The following is a 16,124-nucleotide window of genomic DNA, read 5'->3' as shown; positions in this document are numbered from 1 at the left end:
CGAAATCCTGGCCAGCCGCACGCCTCCCTGGCGTCTCGCTCCTCCGGATGTACGTGAGACACACAGCCGCTCCTCGCCATGGCGTCTCGCCCACACTTCGGGGCGGGCGAGACGCCATGTTGGCGAGCGGCTGTGGTCGGGTGAGCGACCTACGCAGCTCCGGCCCGTAGTCGGGCTACCGCCCCGGCAGGAACCGCATCGCGTTGGTCGCGGGCGCGAGCACCTGCTGCCACCGCTTACGCGGCAGGAACGACGGCCCGCCCATGTGCATCACTCGCTGCGTGGCGATCGTCTGGGCCTCGGTGTACTTGAGCAGGCCCTCGTCACCGTGCCGGCGGCCGACCCCGGAGGCGCCCATGCCGCCCATCGGCCCGGCGACCGAACCCCAGCCCGCGACGTACCCCTCGCCGACGTTGACGGTGCCCGTCCGCAGGCGCGCCGCGATCGCCTCGCCCTCCGCGTCCGTGGCGGCGAACACCGAGGAGTTGAGCCCGTATTCGGTCTTGTTGGCCTCGGCGATCGCCTCCTCGACGGAGTCGACCGGGTAGATCGACACCACCGGGCCGAAGGTCTCGTCGCCGAAGCAGGTCGCGTCCTCGGGCACGTCGGCCAGCAGGGTGGGCTCGTAGAACAGGGGGCCCAGGTCGGGCCGGGCCCGCCCGCCGGCCAGGACGCGGGCCCCCTTGGACACGGCGTCGTCGACGTGCGCGCTCACGGTGTCCAGCTGGTCCTGCGAGATGAGGCTGCCCATCTCGGCCTCGAAGTCGTACCCCGGGCCGACGCTCATGGCCTTGACGCGGGCGGTGAGCTTCTCCGTCAGCTGCGCCGCCACGGACTTCTCCACGTAGAGGCGCTCAACCGAGATGCACAGCTGGCCGGAGTTGGAGAAGAAGGCGCGCGTGGCGACCTCGGCGACGCGGTCGAGGTCGGCGCCCGCGGTGACGATCATGGCGTTCTTGCCACCGAGTTCGGCGGAGAATCCGATCAGACGCTCGCCGCACTGGCGCCCGAGCGTGCGGCCGGTCGCGGTGGAACCGGTGAACATGAGGTAGTCCACGTTGTCGACGATCGCGCCGCCGACGGTCCCGCCCGCACCGGGGACCACCTGGAACAGCTCGCGTGGCAGGCCGGCGCGGTAGAACATGTCGGCCGCCGCGAGCGCGCAGAACGGGGTGATCGACGCCGGCTTGATCACGACGGCGTTGCCGGCGATCAGCGCGGCGAGTGCGTCGGTGGCGGCGAGGTTGAGCGGGTAGTTCCACGGCGCGATCACGCCCACGACGCCCTTGGGCTGGCGGCGGACCACGGCTTTGGTCAACCCGGGCAGCATGCCCTGGACCCGCTTGGGCGCGAGCAGGCCGGGAGCGGTGCGAGCGTAGTGGCGGGCGGTGATGAGGCAGTCGAGGACCTCTTCCTGCGCCGACGAACGGCTCTTGCCGGTCTCGGCCTGGACGATGTCCATGAGCTCGGCCCGGTTGCGCATGACCTCCTTGGCGAACCGGGTGATCACGGCGACGCGGTCGGCTACGTCGCGGTCGGCCCACGCCACCTGGGCGGCGCGGGCCCGCTCCACCGCGGCGACCACGTCGTCGGCGGTGCCGGCGGGGATCTCCGCGAGCGGCTCGCCGGTGAAGACCTCGTTGATGGTCGACGACGGGCGACTCGACGGGTCGGCGCGGAATTCGGGGATCGCGACGAGGTCGCGGAGGCGGTCGTACACGCGGGGCGCAGGTCGGCTCATGCCCGCCAAGGTTACCGGCGAGTACGCGCCGCTGTACACCCCGGCATGATTTGTCAATCCACGCACCCGATGCTTGACCCTGACGCGGCGTCAGGCCCCACGCTCGTCGGTGTGAGAGATGCTGGATCGATGACGACGCACGAAGGTGACGGCACGCCCGCTCCGGACGGGACTCGCGGGTCGGCCGGGCTCACAGTGGGCGCGGCCGCCGCGTTGGTCGGCGTGAGCGTGCGGACCCTGCACCACTGGGACCGGATCGGGCTGGCGCGGGCGAGCGGGCGGACGTGGTCGGACTACCGCGTGTATGACGACAACGACATCGCGCGGCTCCACCGCGTGCTGGTCTATCGGGAGCTGGGTTTCCCGCTCGCGGAGATCGGCGCACTGCTCGACGACCCCGAGGTCAACGAGCGCGCCCACCTGAACCGCCAGCGTCGGCTGCTGGTCGAGCGCATCTCTCACCTGCAGGAGATGGTCTCCGCAGTGGACCGCCTGAAGGAGGCGATCGACGTGAACGCACCCCTGACCCCGGAGGACCGGGCCGAGATCTTCGGCACCGACTGGGATCCGAACTGGCAGGACGAAGCCGCCGAGCGCTGGGGCGACACCCCGCAGTGGGAGCAGTCGCAGCAGCGCACGGCGAAGATGAGCAAGGAGGAGTGGAAGCGGGTCAAGGCCGAGACGGAGTCGCTGAACGCCGACCTGGCCGCCGCGAACGCCGGGGTGGATCCCGGCTCGGCGGAGGCGGCCGCGTTGGTCGAGCGACACCGGGCGTCGATCTCGCAGTTCTACGACTGCTCCCGGTCGATGCAGGTGCTGCTGGCGCGCATGTACCGGCAGGACGAGCGGTTCGCGGCGACGTACGAGGCCCTCGAGCCCGGCCTGACGGACTGGCTCGTCGCGGCGGTCGAGGCGGGTGCCCGCGCCCACGGCGTCGACCCCGACACCGCGACGTGGGACTGAATCGCCGCCGCGCGCCGTGAGCGGGGCGGTCGGCGGCCGTACGCTGGCCCGCATGAGCCGATGGACCACTGCTGACATCCCCGACCAGACCGGCCGGACGTTCGTCATCACCGGGGCGAACTCCGGCCTGGGCCTGCAGGCGACCCGGGCGCTGACCGAGGTGGGCGCCCGGGTCGTCATGGCCTGCCGCGACACGACACGCGCCGAGGCCGTCCGCGCCGGGCTCGCGCACCCGGAGCGCGCCGAGGTCGTCGAGCTCGACCTGGCCGACCTCGACTCGGTGCGGGCGGCGGGCGAGGTCCTGGGTGGCCGGGCGCCGGACGCGCTCATCAACAACGCCGGCCTGATGAACATCCCGCGGTCGCGCACCGCACAGGGGCACGAGATGCAGTTCGGCGTCAACGTGCTGGGCCACTTCGCGCTCACCGAGCTGCTCGCGCCGGCGCTCACCGACCGGGTCGTGTGGCTGGGGTCGATCATGCACCGCTTCGGTTCCGTCGACCCGGACGACCTGGACTGGACCCGCCGCCGCTACTCGCCGATGACGGCGTACGCCGCCTCCAAGCTGGCCTGCGTCATGCTGGCGTACGAGCAGCAACGCCGGCTCGAGCTGGCGGGGTCGTCGCTCAAGGCGGTGGTCGCGCACCCGGGGTACTCGGCGACCAACCTGCAGTACCGCAGCGGCAGCCGCGTGCAGGACCTGGTCATGAAGGGCGTGGAGAAGATCCCGTACCTGGTGCAGCCGGCCGAGCGGGGCGCGCTGCCGCAGCTGTACGCGGCGACGGTCGAGTCCGTGCGGCGCGGCGCGTACATCGGCCCCGACGGCCCCGGTGAGCTCACCGGGTACCCGACGACAGTGCGGTCCACGCGCGCCTCGCGGGACCCGGACGTCGCGGCCGCCCTGTGGGAGCGGTGCGCGCAGATGACCGCCGCCTGAGTCCCGCCGCGCCGCCGGATACCGCCGCGCGCGCCGGCGCCCAGATGCCCACCGCCGCGCACCGGCGCCGCGATGTCGACCGCCGCCGCGCGGGGAGGCCCACCGGGGGGGGCGACGACGACGAGGTGCGCCCTACGCCCGCCGGCGGGACGCGGCCAGCAGCAGCACGCCCAGCAGAACGGTCCCGGCCGCCAGACCCGCCACCGTGGCCGTCCGCACGCCGGTCACCGCCAACGCGGCGGTAGCCGACTGCCCGGCCGGGCCGGAGGTGGTGTCCGCCGCCGCGGCGTGAGCGGGCGCCGGAGCGGCGGCGGCGTCCAGGGTGCGGCCCCCGGCACCGGTTCCGACCCCCGCCTCAGCCGCGGGCCCGTTCGCGCCGGCCGGGGTGGCGGGGAGCTCGTCGTCGTCGTCGCCCCCGGTCGTGGCCCCGGGCGCACCGTCCGCGGCACCGGACGCGTCCTCGTCCTCCTGCGTCTGCCCGGCGGCCTCCGCCTCCGCGGCCGCCTGCGCCTCGGCGCGGCGGCGCTCGTTGTCCTCGTACGGGTCCTGCAGCGCGGCGATCTGCACCGCCTCGATGCTCCCCGCCAGCCCGCCGGGCAGCTCGGTGCCCGCCGCGGCCGCCGCGTCCGTGAGCAGCGCACCACCCTCGGCGGACCCCTCGACCAGGCCGTGCCAGAAGTCCAACTCGTGCGGGTAGAGCTCGCCCGCGTCCTGACGCTCGTCCAGCGCGGCGAAGTATCCGCCCGCGAACTGCAGGCTCAGAACGGGGAAGATGTACTCGGGGATCGCGATCGACCCCAACCCGATCGTGCCCGAGCCGACCGACCCGGTGGGGTTGACGTACACCGATCCCGGCAGGCTGCCCGACGACGCGACCGACGCCGCCGCCGACCCGCCCGCCACGCCCACGGCCTCGAGCGGCGCCACCGAACCCACGACCTCGCCGACCGACTGCGCGCCGTCGACCACCGGGGCGCTGCCCGTGTCCCGCAGGGCCTCCGAGCCCAGGCCCCCGCCGCCGATGACGATCTCGTCCGGCAGCTGGCCGATCAGCTGGTCCACGCTCGACACGCCCGTCTCGGGCAGCGTCGACCCCGCCCCCGGGGTGGGATCGTCCTGGGCCAGTGCCACGGCGGGCACGGAGACGGCCGCCACCACGGCGGCGGTGACGGCGGCGCCGAGGCGCCAGGTCCGGGCTCCGGGACCACTGGGCTGGGACATCACGACTAGGCCTCTCGTCACACGGCGGGCCCGTCGACCCGCGCACGGGTGAGCGTACTACTGCGGGATCGTGCTACTGCAGAGCCGAGGTCAGTCGGGCGACGTTGTCCACGTACCGACCCGCCCACGGCCGACTCATCCAGGCCTCCAACCCCAGGGTCGTGCACTCCTGGAGGTAGTCGTCCACGACGTCGTTGAGCTCCGACACCGCCTCCCCGCCGAGCACCAGCATGCTCACCTCGAAGTTGAGGTTGAACGACCGCTGGTCCATGTTGCTCGAGCCCACGACGCCCGCGTAGTCGTCGATGAGCACCGTCTTGGTGTGCAGCACGGCCGGCGAACGGAAGCGATGGATCACCACCCCGGCCTCCAACAACGCCCGGAAGTACGACCGCTGCGCGTGGTGCACGAGGAACTGGTCGGCGTGCTCCGGCACGAACACCTCCACCGACACCCCGCGGAACGACGCGGACGTGAGCACGTGCAGCAGCGCCTCGTCCGGCACGAAGTACGGGCTGACGATCCGGATCCGCTCCTGCGCGTGCGAGATGAGCTGGGTGAACATCCGCAGTCCCGGCTGCGTGCGGTACCCCGGTCCCGACGGCACCAGCTGGAACGCGCTGACCGGGTCCCCCGCCGTCGGGTCGCCGCCCTTACGGCCCGGGGCCAGCGGGGCGCCGAGCGCCAACTGCTCGAGCGTCCCGATGACCTCCCCCGACTCGGTGAACCAGTCCACCGCGAACACGCCGTCCATCGCCTGCACGATCTCCCCGCGGACCTCCATCATGAGGTCGACCCACTCGCGACCGAGCCGGGCGTTGCGGCTGCTCCCGTAGTGGCGCTCGATGAGGTTCTGCGAGCCGATGAAGCCGTGCTCGCCGTCCACGATGAGCATCTTGCGGTGATTGCGCAGGTCCGGGCGGCGGAAGCGGCCCCGGAACGGGTTGACCGGGAGCATGAGATGGAACTCCACGGGCGTCTTGCGCAGCTTCTTCCGCAGCCTGGTGAACCCCCGGTAGCGCAGGGACCCCAGGTGGTCCACCAGGACCCGCACCGCGACGCCCCGCTCCGCCGCCTCGACCGCGGCCGTGAAGAACTCGTCGGTCTCGCCGTCCCACGACTGCGCGTAGAACTCGATGTGCACGTGGTCGCGGGCCGCGCGCACCGCCTCAGTCATCGCCGCGAGCGACCGGCTGTAGTCCGAGTGCAGGGCCACGAAATCCCCGGACATCGCGGGGATCGCGGTGAGGGTCCGGTTCATCTCCAGGATGGTGCGCACGCCCGGCGCGACGCCCACGCCATCGGGGACGGTGGGCCGCTGCCTCAGCGCGTCGGCGTACAGCCGGTTGGCCTCGGCCTGGATGACGTGACGCCGGCCGGTGATGTACGGGTTGCCCAGGAGCAGGAACAGCGGCACGCCGACGACCGGGATGAACAGGATCGCCAGCAGCCAAGCCTGCGACGAGGACGGCTGCCGGTTCTCCGGCACCATCCCCAGCGCGAGGATCTTGATGACGTACTCGGTGATGAGCAGCGCGGAGGTGACACCCTCGGGGAAGGGGAGGAACGCGAGGCGATCGACGGCGGGGTTCACGCCGTCGGACGGGTCAGGACCGTGCCGAACGCCAGGGCTCGGGGGTCGATGACCGCGCCCCCGCGCATCGTCCACCGCACCACGCCCGCCAACGCACGCTGCGCGTACACCGAGTCCGCGGAACCCAGCTCGCGGGCCCCGGGCAGCACGACGAACGCCTCGTCGTCGGCGACCGCGGCGAAGTCCGCCCGCAATCCCTCCCGGATCTCCCCGCGATCGCTCAGCCCCACCACCGCGGCCGTGCTCCCGGCCATCCAGCGCGCGACGTCCGCCAGATCGAACCCGCGGCGCCGCGCCTCGGTCCACACCACCGACAACCCCAGGCGGGCCGAGGCCACGGCGTCGATGGTGCCGTCCCGCAGCGCGCCCCACAGCAGCTCGCGGTTGGCGGCGTCGCGGATAGGCGGATCGAGCCGCGCGACCTCCGATCCGCCGTGGGTGACCTCCGAGACCAGCGCCAGCATGTGGGGACTCGTCGAGGCCGTCACGGCCAGGCCCTCCGCCCGGGCGTCGCGCAGCAGGGGCAGCTCCTCGTGGTCGGCGACCGCGCGCACGTGCAAGCGACCGCCGGTCCGGCGGCAGACCCCCAGCAGCCCGGACAGATCGTCCACGCTGGCGTCCACCGCGAAGAGCCCGCCGTGTGCGGCGACCTCCTCCGCGGCCGCGACCAGTTGCGCGTGGTCCAGCGTCGGCGTGCCCTCCACGCCCTTCCCGGCGGCCACGGCGGACACCCCGAACACCCCGCGGTCCAGCAGGTCGCCGAGCCGGCCCAGGTTGTCCGGCACCGCCGCGCCCCACAGCCCGACGTCGACGGTCGACTCTCCGGTGACCTCGTCGCGCCAGCGATCCACGTCCTCCGGGCGGATGGCGACCGGGTCGCCGTCGGTGCCGTAGTCCACGACCGTGGTGATCCCGCCCTGCGCTGCGGAGCGCGTGCCGACCGCGACGTCCTCGGTACTCACGTGCGGGTCGACGAGACCAGGCATGAGGACGACGTCATCCCCCAGGTCGATCGTGTGGTCACCGGCCAGGCCGATGTCCCGTGCTTCCGAGCCCGTCCGCACCGACGTGATGACGCCCCCGTCCACCGTCACCGCCGCCTGCTGGATGCGGCCGTCGACCACCGCGCGGCGGGCGTGGATCAGGAGTTCGTACTGAGCCACGGAAGGCTCCTTCCGGTTTCTCGGACGTTGACGGGCACCCTCGATGTGGCCATTGTCCCCTACCGCGTGCTCCCACGCGGCGGCGCGGCCGGATAGCGTTAACCCGACAGACCACCGCCCAGGAGGACCCCCATGACCGACACCCCCGCCGGATTCATCCCCACCGCGGACCTCGTCGACGAGATCGGCGAGGACGTCCGCAGCTGCGACCTCCAGTTCCGCGACCTCGGCGGACGCACGGAGTTCTCCGGACGAATCTCGACCGTGCGCTGCTTCCAGGACAACGCACTGCTCAAGAGCATCCTGGGCGAGCCCGGCGAGGGGCGCGTCCTCGTGATCGACGGCGGCGCGAGTCTGCACACCGCGCTGGTGGGCGACATCATCGCCGAGCTCGGCCGCTCGAGCGGCTGGGCCGGCGTCGTGGTGAACGGCGCCATCCGCGACTCGGCGGTCATCGCCGGGATGGAGTTCGGCTGCAAGGCCCTGGGCACGAACCCGCGCAAATCCACCAAGACCGGCGAGGGCGAGCGGGACGTGACCGTCAGCTTCGGCGGGGTCGACTTCGTCCCCGGCGAGATGCTCTACGCCGACTCCGACGGGATCGTGGTGCGCTGACGGCGGATTCAGGAGGCGCCCGCGAGGCTCCCGATGGGGATCAGGAAGATCTCGCCCAGCGACGCCTCCGGTCCGTAGCTCCCGAGCGACCCCGGTGCGTACGAGCCCGTCGCGTTGGGCACGTCCACCGACAGGGCGACCGACCCGGTGTTGATGAGTCCGGAGAGCAGGTCCATGAGGGACCCCGTGCCCAGCGAGCCGTAACCGATGCTCCCGATCGCTTCACTCACGGCGGGCGACAGAAGCGCGCTGCGGATCGTTCCAGAGCCCTCTGAATCCTCGGGCTCCTGCGCCGTGGCGGCGCCCGCTCCCGTCAGCAGGGCTGCCGCGGCGAGCGCCGAAACGGTGGCGGCGAGGGTGGTGGCGCGCATGGGGTTCCTCCGAGGTCATCGCCCCGCCCTCGGCGGGTGCGTTCGCGGGTCATGATATCGGCGGTGACACCGACCGTGTGCGCGCCGGGCGTGTGCCGCGGTGATCGCCGGTCAGGCCTCGCGGCGGATCCAGCGCAGCAACGGCCCGAGCGAGACCCGATCGGTGAGGTCCAGACCGCCCAGTTCGAGCATGGACTCCTCCTCCGGGGTGCGGTCGGTCTTGCGCCGCAGGGCGGCCAGCGCGGTCTTGATCCCGAGCCGCTGCCGGAAGCCGAGCTGGTCCGGCGTGACCACGCCGCGGAGCTGGAAGAGCTTGAGGTCGCGCAGCTGATCGGACGAGAACTCGCTCGACATCAGCTCGATCCGGGCGTCGTCGGTGACCGGGGTGGGCCCGACCATGACGACGGCGACGCGGCGTCCGGCCTCGACGAGGGCCTCCCAGTTGTCGCGGATGAACGCCGAACCGCCCAGCCCACCACCGGGGCGCATCCCCGTGACGAGGACGACCGTCCCGGCGACCACCAGCTCGGCCGGATCGGCCGCGTCGTGATGGGTCGCCCGGGTGTCGAACTCCTCGGCCAGCCACGTGGCGTACCGGGTGGCACCGGGGTCGTCGTCGTGCAGCACCACTGGGGCCTGCACGGGCCCCCGTGAGTCCTCAGCCATCAGGTCGCGTCCCGTCCCTCGCGGGCGACGACGCGCGCCGCCCGGCCACCGATCTCCACCACGTCACCGTGAACCAGGCCGCGGCCGCGCCGGGTGTCGACCTCCCCGTTGACGCTCACCGCACCGGAGGCGACCGCGTCCTTGGCCTCGGCCCCGGAGTCCAGCAGCGAGGCCAGTTTGAGGAACTGGCCGAGCGTCAGCTTGCTGCTCAGGTCACAGTCGACGTCGTCGACGGGCGGACCGGCCGGAGGAGGGGTCGCCCGGGCGACCCGTCCCCGTCCTGCGATGTGGCGACTCATACCGCCGAGCCTATCGGGCGCGGCGTCACGCCACCGGATCCGTCCTCGGTGGCTGCTCGTCGAGCGGTTCGCCACGGCCGCGGCGGGTGACCAACGCCAGTCCCGTCCCGCCCGCCACGAGCACCGACGCCGCCAACACGAGCGCGACCGTCTGCACCCCGGACATGCCGAAGACCCCGGTGCCCTCCGGCTCGTCCACGACGGGCTGCCCGCCCTCGGTGGGCAGCGGCGGCAACTCGCTGAGGACCGGCAGTTCCGTGACGACCCCCCGGACCGCCGGGCCCGGCGGCTGCGCCGACGCCGCCGGCACGCCGACCAGCGCGACCGTCGCGCTGAGCGCGGCGATGACACTGGCGGGGCGACGGCTGACCATTGGTGCCTTCCATGACGGAGGCCGGACGGCCTGGAGACATAGTAGACCTGATCTTAGGTTCCATTAAGGTCAGGCGCCACGGTTGACCTTCAGCGCTGGGCCACATCCGTCGGCCGGACCGGCGCCGGCAGGGCCGTCTCCCCCATGAGGAACCGGTCCACCGAGGCGGCGGCCGCACGTCCCTCCGCGATGGCCCACACGATGAGCGACTGGCCGCGCCCCATGTCGCCGGCGACGAACACGCCCTCGACGTTGGTGGCGAAGGCGTCGTCACGACCGACGTTGCCGCGGTCGGTGAACTCCACCCCGAGGTCCGAGCACAGCCCGGACTTCTGCGCGCCGGTGAAGCCCATCGCGAGCAGGACCAGGTCAGCCGGGTACTCGAAGTCCGTACCGGGCACGGGCTCGAAGCGGCCGTCGACCATCCGCACCTCGGAGCCCTTCAGCGCGGTGACGTGTCCGCCCTCGCCGACGAACTCCGCGGTGGACACGCCGTAGACGCGCTCGCCGTTCTCCTCGTGGGCCGAGGCCGTGCGGAACATCAGCGGGTACATCGGCCACGGAGTCGACGCCGCGCGGGTGGCCGGCGGCCGGGGCATGATCTCGAACGACTTGACCGATTTCGCGCCCTGACGGGTCGCGGTGCCGAGGCAGTCCGCACCCGTGTCGCCGCCGCCGATGATGATGACGTGCTTGTCGCGCGCGTGGATGGCGGGCAGGCCGTCGGCGTCCACGACCGGGTCGCCGACCGCGGCCTTGTTGGCCAGCGGCAGGTACTCCATGGCCTGGTGGATGCCGTCGAGCTCACGACCGGGCACCGGCAGGTCGCGCCGCATGGTCGCGCCACCGCACAGGACGACAGCGTCGAACTGGGCGCGCAGCTGCGACGCGGTGATGTCCTTGCCGACGTTGACGCCGGGACGGAAGACCGTCCCCTCCGCCTCCATCTGCGCCAGGCGACGATCGATGACCGCCTTCTCCATCTTGAACTCCGGGATGCCGTAACGCATGAGCCCGCCGATGCGGTCGTCGCGCTCGAAGACGGTGACGGAGTGCCCGGCGCGGGTGAGCTGCTGGGCCGCCGCGAGGCCCGCGGGGCCCGATCCCACGACCGCGACGGTCTGCCCGGTGCGGAACGACGGGATGACCGGCTCCATGCCGCCGTCGGCCCACGCGGCCTCGGCGATCTCCACCTCGACCTGCTTGATCGTCACCGGCGGCTGGTTGATGCCGAGGACACAGGACCCCTCGCAGGGGGCCGGGCAGAGCCGACCGGTGAACTCCGGGAAGTTGTTGGTCGCGTGGAGTCGGTCCACCGCGTCGTCCCACTTGCCCCGGTGCACCAGGTCGTTCCACTCGGGGATGATGTTGCCCAGCGGGCAGCCCTGGTGGCAGAACGGGATACCGCAGCCCATGCAGCGGGACGCCTGGGTGCGGATCGAATCCTCGGGCAGGACCGTGGACTCGTAGACCTCTTTCCAGTCCATGATCCGTAGGTCGACGGGGCGGCGCCGGGGCAGCTCCCGCTCGGTGTGCTTGAGAAAGCCCTTCGGGTCAGCCATTTGCGGCCTCCATGATCGCCTCGTCCACGTTGCGTCCGTCCTTCTCCGCCTGCTCGATGGCCAGCAGCACGCGCTTGTAGTCGCGCGGCATGACCTTGGCGAAGTGATTCACGTTCTGGGCCCAGCCACCGAGGATCTCCCGGCCCCGGGCCGAATCGGTCTCCTCCACGTGGCGCTCCACGATCCCGTGGAGGAACTCCACGTCCTCGCTGGTGAGTTCCTCGGTGTCGACGAGCTCGGCGTTGAGGTTCTCCGCGAGGACACCGCGGGGATCGTAGAAGTAGGCGACGCCACCGGACATCCCGGCCGCGACGTTGCGGCCGGTCGGGCCCAGCACGACCACCCGTCCACCGGTCATGTACTCGCAGGCGTGGTCGCCCACGCCCTCCACCACCGCGGTGACGCCGGAGTTGCGCACGCAGAAGCGCTCCCCCACCATCCCGCGCAGGAACACCTCACCTGCGGTCGCGCCGTAGCAGATCACGTTGCCGGCGATGATGTTGTCCTCGGCCACGAAGTCGGGGGCCGCGTCCTCGGCCGGACGCACCACGATGCGTCCACCGGACAGTCCCTTACCCACGTAGTCATTGGCGTCGCCGAACACGCGCACCGTCACGCCCCGGGCGAGGAACGCCCCGAGCGAGTTACCGGCGGACCCGGTGAAGCTCAGGTCGATCGACCCGTCCGGCAGGCCGGCGGCACCGTGGGCCTTGGAGATCTCGTGACTGAGCATCGTGCCGACCGAGCGGTTGACGTTGCAGATCGGGTAGCTGCCCGTGAACGGTCCCGTCGCCGCGTCGGCGATCACGGCGCGCGCGTCCTCGATCAGCGTGCGGTCCACGACGCCGTCGAGCTTGTGGTCCTGCGACTTGGTGCGACGCAGGTCCTGGTGCATGAAGGGCGACTCGGCCTGGGCGAAGATCGGCTCCAGGTCGAGCTTGGCCGCCCGCTTGTTGTGGGCGAAGGCCCGCGACTTGTCGAGGCACTCGGTGTGCCCGATCGCCTCGTCGAGCGAGCGGAAGCCCAGCTCGGCCAGGTACTCGCGCACCTCTTCGGCGATGAACTCCATGAAGTTCACGACGTACTCGGCCTTACCGTTGAACCGCTCGCGCAGCACGGGATTCTGGGTGGCCACGCCGACGGGGCAGGTGTCGAGGTGACACACGCGCATCATGACGCAGCCGGCCACGACGAGCGGCGCGGTGGCGAAGCCGAACTCCTCGCCGCCGAGCAACGCGGCGACGATGACGTCACGCCCCGTCTTGAGCTGGCCGTCGACCTGGACGACGATCCGGTCGCGCAGACCGTTGACGAGGAGCGTCTGCTGGGTCTCGGCCAGGCCGAGCTCCCACGGGCCGCCCGCGTGCTTGAGCGAGGTCAGCGGCGACGCTCCGGTGCCGCCGTCGTGGCCCGAGATGAGGACGACGTCGGCGTGCGTCTTGGACACGCCCGTCGCGACCGTCCCCACGCCCTGCTCGGCCACGAGCTTGACGTGGATCCGCGCCTCCGGGTTGGCGTTCTTCAGGTCGTAGATGAGCTGAGCCAGGTCCTCGATCGAATAGATGTCGTGGTGGGGCGGGGGCGAGATGAGTCCGACGCCCGGCGTCGAGCCGCGGACCTCGGCCACCCACGGGTAGACCTTGCCCGGCGGGAGCTGCCCGCCCTCACCCGGCTTGGCGCCCTGCGCCATCTTGATCTGGATGTCGGTGCAGTTGGCCAGGTAGTGGCTGGTCACGCCGAACCGGCCGGAGGCCACCTGCTTGATGGCGGAGCGACGCCAGTCCCCGTTCGGGTCGGGGTCGAAGCGGTCGACAGCCTCCCCGCCCTCGCCGGAGTTGGAGCGCGCCTGCAGGCGGTTCATCGCGATCGCCAGCGTCTCGTGCGCCTCGGCCGAGATGGAGCCGTAGCTCATCGCGCCAGTGGAGAACCGCTTGACGATCTCGGAGACCGGCTCGACTTCCTCGATCGGCACGGGCGGGCGGTTGCTCTTGATCTCGAACAACCCGCGCAGCGTCGCCAGCCGCTCCGACTGGTCGTCGACCAGGCGGGTGTACTCCTTGAAGATCTCGTAGCGGCCCGTGCGCGTGGAGTGCTGGAGCTTGAACACCGTGTCCGGGTTGAACAGGTGGTACTCGCCCTCGCGGCGCCACTGGTACTCGCCGCCGATCTCGAGCTTGCGGTGCGCGGCCTCCTCTGGCCGCGGCAGGAACGCGAAGCGATGCCGGAGGGCCACGTCCTCGGCGATCTCGTCCAGGCCGATGCCGTCGATGGGGCTGACGGAGCCGGTGAAGTACTCGTCGCACAGCTCCTGAGACAGGCCGGTGACGTCGAACAACTGCGCGCCGGTGTACGAGGCGAGGGTGGAGATACCCATCTTGGACATCACCTTGAGAACGCCCTTGGCGGCGGCCTTCCGGTAGTTGTCGCAGGCCGCGGCGGTGTCGACCCCGATGAGGTCGCCGTTCTTGACCAGCTCGTCGATCGACTCGAACGCCATGTACGGGTTGATCGCGTTGGCGCCGTACCCGAACAGCACGGCCATGTGGTGGACCTCGCGGGCGTCACCGGACTCGACCACCAGGCTGACGCGGGTGCGGGTCTTCTCGCGCACCAGGTGGTGGTGCACCGCCGAGGTGAGGAGCAGCGAGGGGATGGGCGCGTTGCGCTCGTCGGACTCGCGATCGGAGAGCACGATGAGGGTCGCGCCGGCCTGGATGGCCTCGGATACCTCTCGGCGGATGCGCTCCAGCGCGATCCGCAGGCCGCGGCCGCCGTGGGCGACGTTGTAGAGCCCGCGGACGACCACCGACCGCAGGTTCGGGCGGGAATCCCCGGCCTCCAGCAGCGTGGCGAGGTCGGAGTTGCCGAGGATCGGGTTGGCGACCTTGACCTGACGGCATGAACCGGGACCCGGGTTGATGAGGTCACCCTCGGGACCGAGGGTCACACCGTAGCTGGTGACGAGTTCCTCGCGGATGGCGTCGAGCGGCGGGTTGGTCACCTGCGCGAAGCGCTGGGCGAAGTAGTCGAACAGCATCCGCGCACGCTGGGACAGCACCGGTAGCGGGGTGTCCGTGCCCATCGACCCGATCGCCTCGGCACCGCTCCCGGCCATCGGGGAGACGAGGATGCGCAGTTCCTCCTCGGTATATCCGAAGACGCGCTGACGCAACACCACACGCTCGTGAGCCATGTAGGGCTGCTCGACCCGGGGCAGGTCTTCGAGCCTGACCAGGCCCTCGTCGAGCCACTGCTTGTACGGGTGCTCGGCGGCCAGCTGCGACTTGATCTCCTCGTCGTCGATGATCCGCCCCTCGGCGGTGTCGACGAGGAACATGCGACCGGGCTGCAGGCGGGTCTTGGTGACGACCTTGTCCTGCGGGATGTCGAGCACACCCACCTCGGACGCCATCACGACGAGGCCGTCGTCGGTCACCCAGATGCGGGAGGGGCGCAGGCCGTTGCGGTCCAGTACGGCGCCGATCACGGTGCCGTCGGTGAACGTGATGGACGCCGGGCCGTCCCAGGCCTCCATGAGTGAGGCGTGGTACTCGTAGAAGGCCCGCTTGGCCGGGTCCATGGTCTCGTGGCGTTCCCACGCCTCGGGGACCATCATGAGCACGGCGTGCGGTAGGGGCCGGCCGGCCAGGGTCAGCAACTCCAGCGCCTCGTCGAAGCGCGCGGTGTCCGACCCTCCCGGGGTGCAGATCGGCAGCGCCGCGGGCAGGTCCTCGATGCGGTCGCTGGTCATGAGCGCCTCGCGGGCCCGCATCCAGTTCTCGTTGCCACGCGCGGTGTTGATCTCACCGTTGTGCGCGACGTAGCGGAACGGGTGGGCCAGCGGCCATGCGGGGAACGTGTTGGTGGAGAAGCGCGAGTGGACGATGCCCAACGCGGACTCGACGCGCTCGTCCTGCAGGTCCAGATAGAAGTCGGGGAGCTGCTTCTCGGTGAGCATGCCCTTGTAGACGAAGGTGCGCGGGCTCAGCGACGGGAAGTACACCGTCTCGGAACCCAGGTCGCCCTTGCCGGCGCCCTTCGAACCGAGCTCGTGCTCGCAACGCTTGCGCACCACGAAGCACTTACGCTCGAGCGCCAGGCCGGTCAGGAGCTCCCCGCCCGCGCCCGCGGCCTTGACGAAGATCTGGTTGATGGTGGGCTGCGCGTCACGTGAGATCGCGCCGACCGTCGAGTCGTCAACAGGGACCTCGCGCCAGCCGATCACGGTCACCCCCTGCTCGGCGGCGATCCGCTCGACCATCCGCATGGCGTCCATCGCCAGCATCCGGGATTGGGGGAGAAAACAAAGGCCGGTTGCATATGCACCGGCCTCAGGTAGTTCTACGTTCTGCTCCTCACGCATCACCTCGCGGAGGAACAAGTCCGGTACCTGGATCAACAAGCCCGTGCCGTCGCCGGTGTTGGCCTCGGCACCCACGGCGCCGCGGTGCTCGAGGTTCACCAGCGCGGCGATCGCCTTCTCGACGATGTCCCGGGACTGGCGTCCGTACATGTCCACCACGAACGCGACACCACACGAGTCGTGTTCGTATTCAGGGCGGTACAGGCTTCTGGGGCCGGGAGTCGTCATCATGTGTTCGCCTTCGCTTGTCGACGGG

General features: G+C 71.2%; 13 protein-coding genes. 3 read left to right on the top strand and 10 right to left on the bottom strand.

The window, feature by feature from the left end; translation table 11 throughout:
* Positions 1–175: 175 nt before the first annotated feature.
* The gene (locus DCI01S_RS02880; protein ID WP_061227850.1) at positions 176–1,741 is read right to left on the bottom strand and encodes a succinic semialdehyde dehydrogenase; all 1,566 of its coding nucleotides are present in this window, start codon (positions 1,739–1,741) and stop codon (positions 176–178) included.
* A 129-nt stretch (positions 1,742–1,870) separates the two neighbouring features.
* Here DCI01S_RS02880 and DCI01S_RS02875 point away from each other — a divergent pair, with 129 nt between their 5' ends.
* Positions 1,871–2,704 carry a MerR family transcriptional regulator gene (locus DCI01S_RS02875; protein ID WP_061227849.1) on the top strand — a complete coding sequence of 278 codons (834 nt, stop codon included), beginning with the start codon at positions 1,871–1,873 and terminating at the stop codon, positions 2,702–2,704.
* Positions 2,705–2,756: 52 nt separating this feature from the next.
* Positions 2,757–3,641 (top strand): oxidoreductase, encoded by an 885-nt coding sequence (locus tag DCI01S_RS02870; protein WP_061227900.1) that lies wholly within the window; start codon positions 2,757–2,759, stop codon positions 3,639–3,641.
* Between the two features lie 132 nt (positions 3,642–3,773).
* Here DCI01S_RS02870 and DCI01S_RS02865 read toward each other — a convergent pair whose 3' ends face one another.
* The 3 genes from DCI01S_RS02865 to DCI01S_RS02855 all read right to left on the bottom strand — a co-directional run bounded on the left by DCI01S_RS02865 (position 3,774) and on the right by DCI01S_RS02855 (position 7,619).
* A complete protein-coding gene (locus tag DCI01S_RS02865) occupies positions 3,774–4,862 on the bottom strand; it encodes a hypothetical protein (protein WP_061227848.1) in 1,089 nt (362 codons plus the stop codon).
* 73 nt (positions 4,863–4,935) lie between these two features.
* Positions 4,936–6,456: a phospholipase D-like domain-containing protein gene (locus DCI01S_RS02860; RefSeq protein ID WP_082767614.1), complete on the bottom strand. Its 1,521-nt coding sequence runs from the start codon at positions 6,454–6,456 to the stop codon at positions 4,936–4,938.
* Positions 6,453–7,619, bottom strand: a complete 1,167-nt coding sequence (locus DCI01S_RS02855) for an amidohydrolase family protein (RefSeq protein ID WP_061227847.1) — start codon at positions 7,617–7,619, stop codon at positions 6,453–6,455. The genes DCI01S_RS02860 and DCI01S_RS02855 overlap by 4 nt, the downstream gene beginning before the upstream one ends.
* 132 nt (positions 7,620–7,751) lie before the next feature.
* Here DCI01S_RS02855 and rraA point away from each other — a divergent pair, with 132 nt between their 5' ends.
* The gene (rraA, locus tag DCI01S_RS02850; protein ID WP_061227846.1) at positions 7,752–8,234 is read left to right on the top strand and encodes a ribonuclease E activity regulator RraA; all 483 of its coding nucleotides are present in this window, start codon (positions 7,752–7,754) and stop codon (positions 8,232–8,234) included.
* An 8-nt stretch (positions 8,235–8,242) separates the two neighbouring features.
* On the opposite strand, the gene DCI01S_RS02845 is transcribed toward rraA, so the two are convergent.
* The 6 genes from DCI01S_RS02845 to gltB form a co-directional block, all read right to left on the bottom strand.
* Positions 8,243–8,605 (bottom strand): hypothetical protein, encoded by a 363-nt coding sequence (locus DCI01S_RS02845; RefSeq protein ID WP_061227845.1) that lies wholly within the window; start codon positions 8,603–8,605, stop codon positions 8,243–8,245.
* A gap of 111 nt (positions 8,606–8,716) precedes the next feature.
* The gene (locus DCI01S_RS02840) at positions 8,717–9,247 is read right to left on the bottom strand and encodes a hypothetical protein (RefSeq protein ID WP_232303004.1); all 531 of its coding nucleotides are present in this window, start codon (positions 9,245–9,247) and stop codon (positions 8,717–8,719) included.
* 23 nt (positions 9,248–9,270) lie between these two features.
* The gene (locus DCI01S_RS02835; protein WP_231889028.1) at positions 9,271–9,570 is read right to left on the bottom strand and encodes an RNA-binding S4 domain-containing protein; all 300 of its coding nucleotides are present in this window, start codon (positions 9,568–9,570) and stop codon (positions 9,271–9,273) included.
* Between the two features lie 25 nt (positions 9,571–9,595).
* Positions 9,596–9,943: a hypothetical protein gene (locus tag DCI01S_RS02830; protein WP_007627346.1), complete on the bottom strand. Its 348-nt coding sequence runs from the start codon at positions 9,941–9,943 to the stop codon at positions 9,596–9,598.
* A gap of 89 nt (positions 9,944–10,032) precedes the next feature.
* On the bottom strand, positions 10,033–11,505 hold the full coding sequence (locus DCI01S_RS02825) for a glutamate synthase subunit beta (protein WP_007627348.1): 1,473 nt from the start codon (positions 11,503–11,505) through the stop codon (positions 10,033–10,035).
* Complete coding sequence (gene gltB, locus DCI01S_RS02820; protein ID WP_061227843.1) at positions 11,498–16,099, bottom strand: glutamate synthase large subunit; 4,602 nt, start codon at positions 16,097–16,099, stop codon at positions 11,498–11,500. Before gltB ends, DCI01S_RS02825 begins: the two co-directional genes overlap by 8 nt.
* Between the last annotated feature and the right edge of the window lie 25 nt (positions 16,100–16,124).

Source organism: Dietzia cinnamea NBRC 102147, assembly GCF_001571065.1.
GTDB classification, from domain to species: domain Bacteria; phylum Actinomycetota; class Actinomycetes; order Mycobacteriales; family Mycobacteriaceae; genus Dietzia; species Dietzia cinnamea.
Note: the sequence above shows the minus strand (reverse complement) of the source record. Positions and strands in the feature narration are given on the sequence as shown.

Bases quoted from the DNA above. Each gene is read 5' to 3' on its own strand.
- DCI01S_RS02880 (WP_061227850.1), bottom strand. From the start codon at position 1,741: ATGAGCCGACCTGCGCCCCGCGTGTACGACCGCCTCCGCGACCTCGTC.
- DCI01S_RS02875 (WP_061227849.1), top strand. From the start codon at position 1,871: ATGACGACGCACGAAGGTGACGGCACGCCCGCTCCGGACGGGACTCGC.
- DCI01S_RS02870 (WP_061227900.1), top strand. From the start codon at position 2,757: ATGAGCCGATGGACCACTGCTGACATCCCCGACCAGACCGGCCGGACG.
- DCI01S_RS02865 (WP_061227848.1), bottom strand. From the start codon at position 4,862: ATGTCCCAGCCCAGTGGTCCCGGAGCCCGGACCTGGCGCCTCGGCGCC.
- rraA (WP_061227846.1), top strand. From the start codon at position 7,752: ATGACCGACACCCCCGCCGGATTCATCCCCACCGCGGACCTCGTCGAC.
- DCI01S_RS02845 (WP_061227845.1), bottom strand. From the start codon at position 8,605: ATGCGCGCCACCACCCTCGCCGCCACCGTTTCGGCGCTCGCCGCGGCA.
- DCI01S_RS02835 (WP_231889028.1), bottom strand. From the start codon at position 9,570: ATGAGTCGCCACATCGCAGGACGGGGACGGGTCGCCCGGGCGACCCCT.
- DCI01S_RS02830 (WP_007627346.1), bottom strand. From the start codon at position 9,943: ATGGTCAGCCGTCGCCCCGCCAGTGTCATCGCCGCGCTCAGCGCGACG.
- DCI01S_RS02825 (WP_007627348.1), bottom strand. From the start codon at position 11,505: ATGGCTGACCCGAAGGGCTTTCTCAAGCACACCGAGCGGGAGCTGCCC.
- gltB (WP_061227843.1), bottom strand. From the start codon at position 16,099: ATGATGACGACTCCCGGCCCCAGAAGCCTGTACCGCCCTGAATACGAA.